The 12,979-nt window shown below is 56.1% G+C and carries 13 protein-coding genes; 2 read left to right on the forward strand and 11 right to left on the reverse strand.

Features of this window, described 5'->3' with window-relative positions:
• Positions 1-8 precede the first annotated feature (8 nt).
• Entirely contained in the window at positions 9-1,055 is a 1,047-nt protein-coding gene (locus ACZ1G5_RS07750) for an AbrB family transcriptional regulator (protein WP_472732288.1), read from the forward strand.
• On the opposite strand, the gene gyrB is transcribed toward ACZ1G5_RS07750, so the two are convergent.
• Both gyrB and ACZ1G5_RS07760 read right to left on the reverse strand, forming a co-directional pair.
• Positions 1,052-3,466: a DNA topoisomerase (ATP-hydrolyzing) subunit B gene (gene gyrB, locus ACZ1G5_RS07755; RefSeq protein WP_472732289.1), complete on the reverse strand. Its 2,415-nt coding sequence runs from the start codon at positions 3,464-3,466 to the stop codon at positions 1,052-1,054. The genes ACZ1G5_RS07750 and gyrB overlap by 4 nt on opposite strands.
• Positions 3,467-3,573: 107 nt before the next feature.
• Positions 3,574-4,164, reverse strand: coding sequence for an NAD(P)H-dependent oxidoreductase (locus ACZ1G5_RS07760; protein ID WP_472732290.1), 591 nt, complete (start codon positions 4,162-4,164; stop codon positions 3,574-3,576).
• A 104-nt stretch (positions 4,165-4,268) separates the two neighbouring features.
• On the opposite strand from ACZ1G5_RS07760, the gene ACZ1G5_RS07765 reads away from it, so the two are divergent.
• A complete protein-coding gene (locus ACZ1G5_RS07765) occupies positions 4,269-4,868 on the forward strand; it encodes a TetR/AcrR family transcriptional regulator (RefSeq protein WP_472732291.1) in 600 nt (199 codons plus the stop codon).
• Here the strand turns inward: ACZ1G5_RS07765 and ACZ1G5_RS07770 are convergent.
• The 9 genes from ACZ1G5_RS07770 to ACZ1G5_RS07810 all read right to left on the reverse strand — a co-directional run bounded on the left by ACZ1G5_RS07770 (position 4,852) and on the right by ACZ1G5_RS07810 (position 12,958).
• The gene (locus ACZ1G5_RS07770; RefSeq protein WP_472732292.1) at positions 4,852-5,472 is read right to left on the reverse strand and encodes a LysE family translocator; all 621 of its coding nucleotides are present in this window, start codon (positions 5,470-5,472) and stop codon (positions 4,852-4,854) included. The two genes, ACZ1G5_RS07765 and ACZ1G5_RS07770, sit on opposite strands and share 17 nt — an antisense overlap.
• Positions 5,469-5,900 (reverse strand): VOC family protein, encoded by a 432-nt coding sequence (locus ACZ1G5_RS07775; RefSeq protein WP_472732293.1) that lies wholly within the window; start codon positions 5,898-5,900, stop codon positions 5,469-5,471. Before ACZ1G5_RS07775 ends, ACZ1G5_RS07770 begins: the two co-directional genes overlap by 4 nt.
• The gene (recF, locus tag ACZ1G5_RS07780) at positions 5,897-6,997 is read right to left on the reverse strand and encodes a DNA replication/repair protein RecF (RefSeq protein ID WP_472732294.1); all 1,101 of its coding nucleotides are present in this window, start codon (positions 6,995-6,997) and stop codon (positions 5,897-5,899) included. The genes ACZ1G5_RS07775 and recF overlap by 4 nt, the downstream gene beginning before the upstream one ends.
• A complete protein-coding gene (dnaN, locus tag ACZ1G5_RS07785; RefSeq protein ID WP_472732295.1) occupies positions 6,994-8,112 on the reverse strand; it encodes a DNA polymerase III subunit beta in 1,119 nt (372 codons plus the stop codon). Before dnaN ends, recF begins: the two co-directional genes overlap by 4 nt.
• 128 nt (positions 8,113-8,240) lie before the next feature.
• Positions 8,241-9,578, reverse strand: coding sequence for a chromosomal replication initiator protein DnaA (dnaA, locus tag ACZ1G5_RS07790; RefSeq protein ID WP_472732296.1), 1,338 nt, complete (start codon positions 9,576-9,578; stop codon positions 8,241-8,243).
• A 599-nt stretch (positions 9,579-10,177) separates the two neighbouring features.
• Positions 10,178-10,441 (reverse strand): 30S ribosomal protein S20, encoded by a 264-nt coding sequence (gene rpsT, locus ACZ1G5_RS07795; RefSeq protein WP_472732297.1) that lies wholly within the window; start codon positions 10,439-10,441, stop codon positions 10,178-10,180.
• Between the two features lie 160 nt (positions 10,442-10,601).
• Positions 10,602-11,378 (reverse strand): enoyl-CoA hydratase, encoded by a 777-nt coding sequence (locus tag ACZ1G5_RS07800; RefSeq protein WP_472732298.1) that lies wholly within the window; start codon positions 11,376-11,378, stop codon positions 10,602-10,604.
• A 63-nt stretch (positions 11,379-11,441) separates the two neighbouring features.
• Positions 11,442-12,293, reverse strand: coding sequence for a bifunctional DNA-formamidopyrimidine glycosylase/DNA-(apurinic or apyrimidinic site) lyase (gene mutM / locus ACZ1G5_RS07805; protein WP_472732299.1), 852 nt, complete (start codon positions 12,291-12,293; stop codon positions 11,442-11,444).
• On the reverse strand, positions 12,293-12,958 hold the full coding sequence (locus ACZ1G5_RS07810; protein ID WP_472732300.1) for a hypothetical protein: 666 nt from the start codon (positions 12,956-12,958) through the stop codon (positions 12,293-12,295). The genes mutM and ACZ1G5_RS07810 overlap by 1 nt, the downstream gene beginning before the upstream one ends.
• Positions 12,959-12,979 lie beyond the last annotated feature (21 nt).

The raw sequence follows: 12,979 nt of genomic DNA on the forward strand, positions 1-12,979 counted from the left end.
CTGTTGCATTGAACCGGCATAGGTCCCTGCCGCCACAACTGGTCGCATTGGCGATTGGTGCGCTTGGCGGGCTGGCCGCATATTTTGCTGGTATGCCGCTGCCTTGGATGCTTGGCCCGATGATCGCAAATACAGTTGCTGCGATGCTACGCGCACCGGTTGCGGGCCCGGACCAAATGCGGATGTATGTGGTCCCGGTTATCGGGGTGATGTTGGGGTCAGGTGTCACAGCCGAGATATTCGAGTTGATTGGGACATGGGCGCTGACGCTGATGGTCTTGCCCATCTTTCTGGTATGTGCTGCGGGCATCTCTTACGCCGTCTATCGACGAATTGGCGGTTATGATCGGACAACAGCATTCTATTCCGCCATGCCAGGCGGTCTGAATGAGATGCTGATCCTGGGTGCCGAGGCGGGCGGGGATGAGCGCCGGATCGCATTGGCCCATGCGGCGCGCGTCCTGATTATCATTGTCTTTGTCGCGATTTTCTTTGGTCTGTTTGTCGGGGTGACAAGCGGAGGAGGTGGAGGCGCCACCGCTTGGATTGGACTGACCGATATCACCTTGACCGACTATGGCATTCTGGGATTCTGCGCGGTGGTTGGGGCGATGATTGGGCAGCGGTTGGGGCTGCCAGCGGCACCGGTTTTTGGTCCCATGATCCTGAGCGGGATTGCGCATATCGCGGGCTGGGTGACTGTGGCCCCACCAACCCTGTTTGTCATTGCCGCACAAGTTACTATTGGCACTGTCATTGGTACGCGGTTCGTTGGCGCGACTGTGGCCGAAGTCAAGCGGGATATTGGCCTGTCGACTATCGCTTCGCTCTTGATGCTGGTCGCTGCTGTCGGGTTCGCCGAAGCGATCGCATTCATCAGTGGCATACCTCTGGCGCAAGCGTTCCTTGCCTTTTCACCCGGCGGGTTGACCGAAATGTCATTGCTGACTTTGGCAATGAATCAAGACGTCACTTACGTGTCTTTGATGCACATCATCCGCATCACGTTGGTGATTGCAGTCGCACCCTTCATCTTTCGGATGACCCGCCTTTAGAAATCCAGGTTCTCTACGTTTAACGCGTTGGTTTGGATGAACTCGCGACGTGGCTCGACAACGTCACCCATCAGCTTGGTGAAAAGATCGTCCGCTTCAGCGACATCTTCAACCTTGACCTGCAACAGCGTGCGCGCATCCGGGTCCAGCGTCGTTTCCCACAACTGATCGGGGTTCATTTCGCCCAGACCCTTGTAGCGTTGCAATGACAGGCCCTTTTCGCCTTCTTCCAGGATCGCTTTCAGCAGGTCCAACGGCCCGTGGATCACCTGACTACGGTCCTTACGCACCAAAGTAGCGGGCAGGTTATAGACGTCCTGTAGGCTTTGCGTGAATGTCCCCGTCCGCCGCGCTTCGCCACCGCGCAGCATGGTACCGTCCAGCGTGCGTACTTCTTCGACGCCGCGCAGGATACGCGCCAGACGCATGCCTTTGTCTTGCGTGATCCGGCCTTGCCAGCCGCGCTCCCACTCCAGCGCGATCAGCTCAAGCCGCTGGGCCACGCGATCCGCCGTGCCTTGCAGGTCACTATCCACAACACCGGGCACAAAGGCCCCTGCGATGGCGGCCTGTTCCAGAATGTGGCGCGGGTAATGCGTTGGGAATGCTTCCAACACACGTTTCAATTGACGCGCCTCATCGACCACACGGCGCAGATCGTTGCCCGAAATTTCTTCGCCATTGCCTTGGCGCAGCATCGCACCATCAATGCCCTGCTCGATCAGATATTCATCCATCGCCGCCTGATCCTTGAGGTAAACCTCGGATTTGCCGCGCGCGACTTTGTAAAGCGGCGGTTGCGCGATGTAGAGGTAGCCACCCTCGATCAATTCCGGCATCTGGCGGAAGAAGAAGGTCAGCAGCAGCGTACGGATGTGCGCGCCGTCGACATCGGCGTCGGTCATAATGATGACCTTGTGATACCGCAGCTTGTCGATATTGAACTCATCACGTCCAATGCCGGTGCCCAGCGCCATAACAAGGTTGCCGATTTCCTGACTGGACAGCATCCGGTCAAACCGCGCGCGTTCGACGTTCAGGATTTTACCTTTCAACGGCAGAATGGCCTGCGTGCCCCGGTCACGGCCCGTTTGGGCCGAGCCGCCAGCGCTGTCACCCTCGACCAAGAAAACTTCGGTCTTTGACGGATCTTTTTCAGAGCAGTCCTTCAACTTGGACGCGTTAAAGTTCACATCCATTGCAGATTTGCGGCGAATTTCGCGGGCTTTGCGCGCCGCCTCGCGCGCGGCGGCGGCTTCGACGATCTTTGAGATGATCATCTTGGCCTCATTCGGGTTTTCCTCGAACCATTCGGTCAGTTTTTCACCCATCAGGTTTTCGACCGCTGGGCGCACTTCGGAGCTGACAAGCTTGTCTTTCGTCTGGCTAGAGAATTTCGGATCAGGCACTTTGACAGACAGCACGCAAGTCAGCCCCTCGCGGGCGTCATCGCCGGTAAGCGAGACTTTTTCTTTCTTCGAAATCCCCGTTTCCGTCGCGTATTTCGCGATTGCGCGGGTCAGCGCGCCACGGAACCCGGCAAGGTGCGTGCCACCATCGCGCTGCGGGATATTGTTGGTGAAGGGTAGCACCATTTCGTTGTAGCTATCGTTCCACCACATCGCGACCTCGACCCCGATGTCGTCGCGTTCGCCCGCGACATAGATTGGGGCGTCCATCAGCGCGGTCTTGGACCGGTCAAGGTATTTGACGAATTCCTTCACGCCGCCTTCGTAGAACAGATCTGCCTTCAGCGGTTCCGCCGGACGCAGGTCTTCCAGAATGATGCGCACGCCAGAGTTCAGGAACGCCAGTTCGCGCAGACGCTTTTCCAGCGTGCTGAATTCAAAGTCGCGGTTGCTGAACGTATCGGTTGAGGCAAGGAACGTCACCTCAGTCCCCTTGCGACCATTGGCATCGCCTTCAACGCGCAGATGTTCTGTCGTAAAACCACCCTCGAACCGGGCGTAGTGTTCTTTCCCGTCACGCCAGATGCGCAGTTCCAGAAAATCTGACAGGGCGTTGACAACAGACACGCCCACGCCGTGCAGACCCCCAGAGACCTTGTAGGAGTTGCTATCAAACTTACCACCAGCGTGCAGTTGGGTCATGATGACCTCTGCCGCCGATACACCCTCTTCCTCGTGGATACCCACCGGTATGCCACGCCCGTTGTCGCCCACTGTGACCGACCCATCGCCGTTGATTTTCACATAAACATGGTCCGCGTGACCGGCCAAAGCCTCATCAATGCCGTTGTCCACGACCTCATAGACCATGTGGTGCAGACCGGACCCGTCATCGGTGTCGCCGATATACATGCCGGGACGCTTGCGGACCGCCTCTAAGCCCTTGAGAACTTTGATAGAATCGGCGCCGTAGTCTTCTTGGTTTTGGTTGTCGTCGGCCATGGGGGTAATCCTGTATTCTTATCCCCAAAATATATGCGTTTTAGGGTCCTTTGTCACGCAAATGACACAAGATTTTGTGGTTTTTAGTCGGCTTACGATGCGTCCAACTAGGCCGCCTTCTGGCCAAGTTCCGACACGGCGTTCGTCCACTTGCGGATTGTCGGTTCTTTCGCATCGGACGCACCCGCAAAATAGGTGTAGCGGACAGGTTTGATGCCGACGAAACCAAGTATCTGTTTGTCCAACTGTCGCATGATCGCATTGCGGTAGATCAGGCGTTCGAACCAGCGTGGCGTATCAGATGTCATGATGACACGGGCGGTCTTGCCTGTCAGCATCGGGGTTGGCATGCCAATCTTTTTCACCTTGGTGTTAAAGGTGCGGTTGGGCAGGAACGCGCGATCAAACAATCCCTTTAGCTTAGCGGGAAGACCACCCCACCACATTGGTGTCATGATCACAAAATGTTCGGCCCATTCAAGATCAGACAAGAAGGTTTCAAGCGGGGGTTCAAGGGGTTTGAACTGCGCATAAGAGCCTTGGCCAAAATCCATGTCGAAAGACATCTCGGGCAGATGGTGAACACGGATTTCAGCACCTGACTGCGCGGCGGCTTGCGAGTATCGGTCAGCAAATAGGCGCGATAATGAGGTTTCGCCTGGATGGCCATTGAGGATGAGGATGCGTTTTTGTGACATTTCGATTCCTTTAAATTGACTATGGTCATTTTCTTAATCTATAAAAGTGACCGTGGTCAATTAATAAATTTGACCGTGGTCAGAAATGTGCATATTTATATGTCATGGAAACACGCGCGCCACAAAAACGCCGGCTGGAAACACGGCAAAAGCTGATCGAAGCCGCACGACAAATCGTCGACGAAAAAGGTTTTGTTGGCCTGCGCGTTGAGGACGTCGTTTCCTTTGCCGGTGTGGCAAAGGGGACCTTCTTTTCGCATTTTGATGACAAAGACCGCCTGATGGCCTTGCTGATCGGACAAGAGCTTGAACGGATCCTCGGGCATATCGCAGATGGGCCTTCACCCATATCTATTGCTGATTTTGCGGATCGATTGCAGCCACTCATGGACTATATGGCGCAGGACCGTATCGTGTTTGACGTCATCTTGCGGTTTTCAGGTGCCGCTGCGATCGAGACGACAGAACTGATATCATTGAACTTCCTGCATCAGATCGAGCTGCTCACGACATGGATCAGCGCCCTGCAAGGTACGGTCATTCGGACAGATGTTGATGCGGTGCTTTTGGCCGAAGGTGTTCAGGCATTTGTCATTCAGGCAATGGCGCTCAAGTTCTGTGCATTGCACAACACCAACCTGACACATGAACGCCTTGCCCCCTATCTTGAACCTTGGCTTGCCCCGGTCATGTCAGCCCGATAACAACACCAACGCCAATCAAAAGAACGCCCGCAATGATGTTCATCCGGCGCACTGCGGATGGTGATTTCAACAGCCCCCGCACCCGGTCCACAGAGGCCGCGAGGATCAGGTTTCCGACCAGTGGCACCACGAAACTGAGCGTGCAAATCGCGACCATATCAAGCGCCGTCACAGCGCTGAGGTCAAAGAAACCGGGCAGGATACCCATGTAGAAAAGTGCAGCCTTCGGATTGCCTACGATCACCGCAACACCGGCGACAAAGCCCGCCCACATGCCGGGCCGTGTCAGCCTGTTGCTGGCGTCGAGCGCATGGTCTGCATTGCGGATCAGTGCCCCGCCCATCAGCATGAAGACCAGAACCGCGACGTATTTGAGGATGATCATGAACCCTTCAACCTCGGACACCAGCCAGGCCACGCCAAGAACCGCCACCAAGGGCCACAGGATATCGCCAATCGCCACACCAATGGCCAAAGGCCACGCGGCCTGAAATCCGCCAGACAGAGAACGCGCAAGCAAAGCGACCCAGACCGGACCCGGCGTCATGAACAGGATGACCAGCGCGCCTGCGTAAAGCAGCATGTCGTAGACGGTGATGGTCATGACGCGGGCAATGTCAAACTGCCGTCAGGGTTCAGTTCCCAAAACGGATTTTGCGCAATTTCCCAGACGTGCCCGTCGGGGTCAGCATAGTAGCCAGAGTACCCACCCCAAAAGACCTTTTCCGGGACCTTCAGTGGGGTTGCGCCCGCATCAAGAGCCAGCGCATAGGCCGCATCGACCTCAGCGTCAGTTGTGAAATTCTGCGCAAGTGTCATCGCCCCTGTCCCAAGTGTGGCGTCGGGTCGTCCCTGATCCTGTGCCAAAGGCCCGAGCCCAAAAAAACCCAGCACCATGCCGTTGATTTGATAAAAGACCACTTCATCCGGCATCTCTCGTGTCGGCACCCAGCCCAACGCCCCATAGAACGCCTTGGATCGGTTCAAGTCAGCTACGCCAAGGGTAATTAATGTCACGCGTTGCGGTGTCATGGCTTGTCCCTCTGGGTGACCACGGATTGTCCATCACTCTCTGTCACTTCGGCAAATTGGGCGCGGCCGCCAAGTTCCGCAAACAATTCGGGCCCTGTACCTGTCATGAAGGCTTGGGCGCCCAGTGCGCAGATTTCGTCATAGAGCGCGGCACGGCGGGTCGCGTCAAGGTGGGCCGCAACCTCATCCAGCAGCAGAATAGGCGGCGCACCAAAATCGCGGGCCAGCGCCCGGCCATTCGCAAGGATCAAACTGATCAAAAGTGCCTTCTGCTCTCCGGTGGAACAATCCTTGGCCGGCACGCCCTTGTCCGCGAATACTGCATCCAGGTCCGCACGATGCGGGCCAATCAATGTACGCCCCGCCGCCATGTCACGGGGCCGGTTATCGGCAAGGGCTGTCTGCAAATCGTCAGGGATAGGATCGGCTGAGGTCAGAGCCAGATTTGCTGTCGGAAACATAGTTTGTGTCGCCGCTTGCGCCGTGGTCAGCTCTTCTATCGCACGCAACCTGTTGCGTTGAATTGCCGTTGCAGCCTCTGCCATCTGCGCCTCTATCGCAGTGTACCAATGCGCGTCGCGCACCATATCCTTAAGCAAACGGTTGCGTTCGCGCATCGCCTTTTCGTAGGTCAGCACGGCCTCTGCATGGGTCGGTTCAAAGCTGAGCGTCGCGCGGTCAAGAAACCGCCTGCGTCCCTCTGCACCTTCGATCCACAGCCTATCCATCGACGGCACCAGCCAGAGGATGCGCGCGATACGCCCCAAGGCAACCTGGGGCGCGGTCTTGCTATCAATGCGCAACTGGCGCGGGCTGCCAGCCTCGGCCCATGTTTCGATTTCATGCGTTTGATGCAGCGATTGCAGGACGCCGGTGATTTTCCAGCCCAGCGCCTCTGGCCTGCGGGTCAGATCGTCTGCGCCTGCCCTGCGCAAACCGCGGCCGGGCGAAAGAAGCGAAATCGCTTCGATAATGTTGGTCTTGCCAGCCCCATTGGGCCCAAACAGGGCCAAAGGCCGCGCATCAAGCGTCATCGCTACGCGTTTGTGCGAGCGGAAATGCGAAAGGTTGAGACTGTTAAGCGCGAGCCGCGTCAAACGCGCATCGGCATAACGACATAGACGGCAGAGGTGTCATTGCCTTCGCGCATCAGTGTCGGGTCGCCGGAAGAGTTGAACATAAACACCGCATTTTCGCGATCGACCTGACTTGCGATTTCCAGCAGGTATTTGGCGTTAAAGCCAATTTCAAGCCGCTCATCGCCATAGGCAACCGCCAGCTCTTCTTCGGCGGCACCGCTGTCAGGGGCGTTGACGGAGAGAACCAACTTGTCTTCGTCCAGTGCCAATTTCACAGCACGGGACCGTTCAGAAGAAACGGTCGCCACGCGGTCCACCGCCTTGGCGAATTCGCTGGCGTCTACTTCCAATTTGCGTGTGTTGCCCTGCGGGATGACCCGCGTGTAGTCCGGGAACGTCCCGTCGATCACCTTGGAGGTGAGAGTGATGTCAGGTGTCGCAAAGCGGATTTTGGTTTCCGAGACCGAGACAGCGATCTGCATGTCATCGTCATCCAACAGCTTGCGCAATTCTCCCACGGTTTTGCGTGGTACGATCACGCCAGCCATGTCAGCCGCGCCATCGGGCAAATCCGCATCAATCCGCGCCAGACGGTGGCCATCGGTGGCGACGCAACGCAGCACTTTGCCGCCTTCGCTGTCTGATACATGCATGTAGACGCCGTTGAGGTAGTACCGTGTTTCTTCGGTCGAGATCGCAAATTTGGATTTGTCAAAGAGGCGGCGCAGTACAGGCGCCGGTGCCGAAAAGTTGGCTGCATATTCCGACGATGCCATCACCGGGAAATCTTCTTTTGGCAGGGTCGCCAGTGAAAAGTTAGAGCGCCCCGCTTCAATCGACAGACGGCCCGATGCCCCATCTTCGGCGAGCGTGACAAGCGCGCCATCAGGCAGTTTGCGGACAATTTCATTCAGCGTGACAGCCGAGACCGTCGTGGCACCCGCGCGTTCAACCTTGGCCGGGGCTTTATCGACAACTTCGATGTCCAGATCAGTGGCACGGAAGTGAACCTCGTCCCCTTCGGCTTCGATCAGAACATTCGCCAGGATTGGGATGGTATTGCGCCGTTCGACCACAGATTGGGCCTGTGCGACCGCCTTCAAAAGCACCGCGCGTTCAATGCTGAATTTCATGTCCCAATCTCCGCATATCTTATTGCCGGGCGTGGCCGGGATGCGGAATGTACCCTATCCTGCGCCACTCTCAAGCGTTTTGTTGGACTGTTGACGATGGGTTTGGCCGCGTCAAGCGCCGGGACTGCTTATTCCTGCAAAGCGCGGCGCAAGAGTTCCAGATCATCGGCGATCTGGCTATCCAGCGCTTTGAGTTCTTCAATGCGTTTCACACCATGCATGACCGTTGTGTGGTCACGACCACCGAACCGGCGTCCGATCTCGGGCAGCGACCGGCTGGTCATTTGTTTCGCCAGATACATCGCAATCTGACGTGGCCGGGCATAGTTACGCACCCGCTTTGGTCCAATCATGTCAGACAAGCGAATGTTGTAATGCTCAGACACTTTGCGCTGGATTTCTTCAACCGTGACCTTGCGATCAGAGGCTTTCAGCACATCAGACAGACAATCTTGCGTCAGTTCCAGAGTGATCTCGCGCCCAACAAGCGACGCAAAGGCAAAAAGACGGGTCAGCGCCCCTTCCAAAACCCGCACGTTGGTCGAAATCCGATGCGCGAGGAATTCCAACACCCCGTCCGCGATCACCAATTCGGGATATTGCGCGGCATAGACGTCAACCTTGGACTGCAAAATACCAAGACGCAGTTCGTAGTCGGTCGGGTGCAGATCCACGACCAAACCACATTGCAGGCGGGACTTAATCCGCTCTTCCAAATCCTTGATCTCGCCCGGGGCCCGATCGGCGGAAATGATAATCTGTTTCTGGCCGTCAACGAGAGCATTGAAGGTGTGAAAGAATTCTTCCTGCGTGCTGTCCTTGCCGCCGATGAATTGCACATCATCGACCATCAGCACGTCAACGGAACGGAACAGCTGTTTGAAATCCATCATCTTACGTTCACGCAACGCCGTAATGAAGCGGTACATGAATTGCTCGGCAGAGAGATACAGAACGTTCAACTCGGGCGAACGTTCTTTCAGCTCTGCCGCGATGGCATGCATGAGGTGGGTCTTGCCCAGACCAACGCCGCCATAAAGAAAGAGTGGGTTAAATGTAACCGGCCCACCTTCGGCGACGCGGCGCGCGGCGGCATGCGCAAGTTCATTCGGCTTACCGACGACAAAAGTGTCAAACGTAAACCGCGCATCCAGCGGGGCACCTGAAGCGGCATCGTTGCCGGCTTGTTTGGGCGTGGCTTTTGGCTTCGTTGCTGGGCGTGCTTGGCTCGGGACACGAAATTGCAGACGCTGGACGTCTTCGCCCGCCTTGTTCATGTGGTAGATGATCTGATCACCAAAGTTCTGGGAAACATAGTTGCCGATGAAATTTGTCGGAACATCAAAGATCGCGACACCGCCGGACAATTGGGAAAATTCGAGAGGTTCAATCCAGCTGGAATAGCTATTTGCACCCAATGCACCCTTGAGCGCGCTCAACACCTTTGCCCAGATATCGTTAGTCATTTTGTCCCTTTGTCCCAAACATTTGCCATCACCACACAAGAGCACGCAATGCACGCCCACGACACAAAGCCGGGATCAAAAGAAGACCGCCGCTCAGGTGCCCTACCCGAACGAATTGCCTTCCACCCAAAACCATAGACCGTAGCGCGTGAACGGCATCCGCAGGATACCTATCAGCGCCAATCGGCAGCAAAAGGGCCACAAGCAGCGACCAATACCAAAGAGCAGCCTCTGGTTTTGGCGCAGACACAATCAGGATGGTAAGCGCGACCAATGCCGCATTTCCCACCCCGAATTCGCATGAAGTTCAGACACAAAACCGATCACCGCGTCCCGCGCCAAACAGGGACGGTCCCGACCAATTTCTATGCAAACCCCCTCATGTCCCCCCGGAACGATGTGAATCGCATGGTCAACGTAGCAAGGGCTTTGGGCGCGCTTCAATACAACATCGCGCTTGACTCGGAGTTTGTCGAAAAAGAATCTGTCGGCCCTTTGAAATGTCTCGATTTCTGCGCGGACCGATCACACCACAACAAAAAAAGCGCGCCCTGTCTGGACGCGCTTGAATTTTCATTTTTCCGCCGATTGGGGAAGAATCAGCCGATCGCTTTGACGCGTGAAGCGAGACGCGACATTTTGCGCGACGCTGTGTTCTTGTGCATCACACCTTTGGTCACGCCGCGCATCAGTTCTGGCTGTGCAGCCTTGAGAGCCTCTGCCGCGGCCTTCTGATCGCCGGATGCAATTGCTTCTTCGACAGCGCGCAGGTGGGTACGGATACGCGAGCGACGCATCTTGTTGACTGCAAAGCGCGCTACGTTTTGACGGGCGCGTTTTTTCGCCTGAGGTGAATTTGCCATGTGGTCGTTTCCTAAGCTGGGCCTGTGATTGGGCCAAATTAAAATTCAATAGCGCAGCAAGCCCAAGCCCCGGGTTTACGAACCGGTGATTCTGGCCAAAGCGGGCCTCACGCGCATGTCTGACGCGGCTGATAGGATAGATTGCGATGAAAGGGAAGCCCTAACGATCCCGAAACTGCGCCTCGCGCTTTTCAGTAAAGGCGGCCATGCCTTCGCCCTGGTCCTCGGTCGCAAAAAGAGAGTGGAACAAACGGCGCTCGTAGTTCAGCCCTTCGGCCAGCGTTGTTTCATATGCGCGGTTCACTGCATCTTTGGCGGCCATGGCCGCGATCTGTGATTTCTCGCTGATCTTTTCGGCGGCTGCTTTCGCTTCGCTCAGCAATTTCTTGGCGGGGACAACCCTGCTGACCAGTCCGCAACTCTCGGCCTCGACCGCATCCATAAAGCGCCCAGTCAGATGCATATCCATCGACTTCGATTTTCCGACAAACCGTGTCAGGCGTTGCGTACCACCCAAGCCGGCAATCACACCTAGGTTGATCTCTGGCTGGCCGAATTTGGCACTATCTGCTGCAATGATGAAGTCACACATCATCGCCAGTTCACAACCGCCGCCCAGCGCATAACCGGCGACCGCTGCAATGATCGGCTTGCGGGTACGATTGAAGCGGTCGGTTTCATTTTCGAAGAAGCGCTGCGTGTACATTTCAACAAAGCTTTTGTCCGCCATCTCGCTGACGTCAGCGCCCGCCGCAAAGGCTTTCTCGGATCCGGTGATGATGATGCAGCGCACCTTGTCGCTGGCGTCTGCATCTTCCAACGCTGTGCAAAGCTCGCCCAGCAACTCACTGTTGAGCGCGTTCATCGCGTCCGGTCGGTTGAGCGTAATGGTCGCGACATAGTCGCTGATGTCCACGATGATCTTATCAAAGGCCATGCTGCTGTCCCTATTGCCGCTGGTCAGGCCCTAAGGCTTAGCAAAGCGTCGCTAGGGATCAAGTTATCTTTGGCATTGCGGACAAAAGAAAGATGAGCGTCCAGATTGAACGATTCGGTTGATTGTTCTGTCACATCGGGGGGTTACGCAGGGTTCGTCTTCGCGGTCATACACCTGAAAAACATGTTGGAAATAACCCAGTTCGCCATCGGATTGCCGATAATCCCGCAGTGATGACCCACCGGCGGCGATGGCTTCGGACAAAACATCACGGATCAGCGGAACCAGCGTCGCGACCCGAGCAGCGCTGATCCGCCCAGCCTTGCGCGCAGGATGGATACCGGCACGGAAGAGGACCTCGCACACATATATATTGCCAAGGCCGGATACGATGCGCTGATCCAAAAGTGCCGATTTGATCGGTGTGTTCCGCCCTTTTAGCCGGTCAATTAGATAGCTTTCGTTGAAGGCATTGCCCAAGGGTTCAGGCCCCAGATCGCGGATCAGCCAGTGATCATCCTGTGATGCGGTGTCCATCAGGTCCATCGCACCAAACCGCCGGGCATCATTGAAAGTAATGCGTGCGCCGTTGTCGATGTGAAAGACAACATGGTCGTGTTTGGCGGGGACAGGATGCGGGTGATGGAATTCACCCACCGTGTGGCCAGACACCAACATGCGGCCCGACATGCCCAAGTGAATAAGCAATGTCTCTGTGCTATCGAGATCGACGAGGATATATTTCGACCGGCGGCGCAGACCCAAGACGCGCTTACCCGTCAGCCGCGCGGCCATCCGTTCTGGAAACGGCCAGCGCAGATCAGGGCGGTTCACGTCAGCTTGCGCAATAACGTGGCCTTCCATCACCGGGGCAATACCCGCTTTGACCGTTTCAACTTCTGGTAGCTCGGGCATTAATACGCTTCATTGTTCGAGATCGACGTTCTGACAGTTCGCACGAAATCGTCGATGCCAATCAAGTGCTTTGGCACATAGGCCTTTTTGCCGTTATCGCTATGCAGGATATAAAAGTACATCCCGTCATCGCGAATGCTCAGTAACCGCGACAAAGGGAGTTCCAGCCGCTGATAAAACCACGTCCGGTGAATGATGCGCGTGCCGTCGTAGCGCAGTTCGTAGACGTTAAAGTAAATGATGTTATGCACCATCACCAACAGCAGACCAATTGCAAAAATCTGCGTCAGTTGGTCATTCTCTAGATCGAAGCCATGGGTCGCCTGCATCGACTGGACGATCAGAAAAAGAACCACCGGAAACCCAAACATCATAAAGCGTAGCCCAATTGTGGGCCGCAGATACCTGTCGCCAAATGTTTGCGCCACCGCGGCGTTGCGGCCTGCATTGGCGATCAGGCTGAGGTCGGGTGGTAGCCCACCATCGAGCGACCCAATCATCGTCTTTTGTATACCTTCGGTGGGATCGGATGGGCGACCTGACAGCCGCCGCCGCAAACGCGCGACAAAAATGATAACAAGAGCAAGGACCGTCGGGCCCAATGCCCAGGCAATCTTGCTATAGACGTCCATGATGCTGTGGACGTCAAAGGCGTTGGCGTTCATTTCGCCCTCCGTGGCACATTG

This window comes from Yoonia sp. JB2-21 (assembly GCF_055693545.1).

Bases quoted from the DNA above. Each gene is read 5' to 3' on its own strand.
- ACZ1G5_RS07765 (WP_472732291.1), top strand. From the start codon at position 4,269: ATGGAAACACGCGCGCCACAAAAACGCCGGCTGGAAACACGGCAAAAG.
- dnaA (WP_472732296.1), bottom strand. From the start codon at position 9,578: ATGACTAACGATATCTGGGCAAAGGTGTTGAGCGCGCTCAAGGGTGCA.
- gyrB (WP_472732289.1), bottom strand. From the start codon at position 3,466: ATGGCCGACGACAACCAAAACCAAGAAGACTACGGCGCCGATTCTATC.
- rpsT (WP_472732297.1), bottom strand. From the start codon at position 10,441: ATGGCAAATTCACCTCAGGCGAAAAAACGCGCCCGTCAAAACGTAGCG.
- ACZ1G5_RS07810 (WP_472732300.1), bottom strand. From the start codon at position 12,958: ATGAACGCCAACGCCTTTGACGTCCACAGCATCATGGACGTCTATAGC.
- ACZ1G5_RS07775 (WP_472732293.1), bottom strand. From the start codon at position 5,900: ATGACACCGCAACGCGTGACATTAATTACCCTTGGCGTAGCTGACTTG.
- ACZ1G5_RS07770 (WP_472732292.1), bottom strand. From the start codon at position 5,472: ATGACCATCACCGTCTACGACATGCTGCTTTACGCAGGCGCGCTGGTC.
- mutM (WP_472732299.1), bottom strand. From the start codon at position 12,293: ATGCCCGAGCTACCAGAAGTTGAAACGGTCAAAGCGGGTATTGCCCCG.
- ACZ1G5_RS07800 (WP_472732298.1), bottom strand. From the start codon at position 11,378: ATGGCCTTTGATAAGATCATCGTGGACATCAGCGACTATGTCGCGACC.
- dnaN (WP_472732295.1), bottom strand. From the start codon at position 8,112: ATGAAATTCAGCATTGAACGCGCGGTGCTTTTGAAGGCGGTCGCACAG.
- ACZ1G5_RS07760 (WP_472732290.1), bottom strand. From the start codon at position 4,164: ATGTCACAAAAACGCATCCTCATCCTCAATGGCCATCCAGGCGAAACC.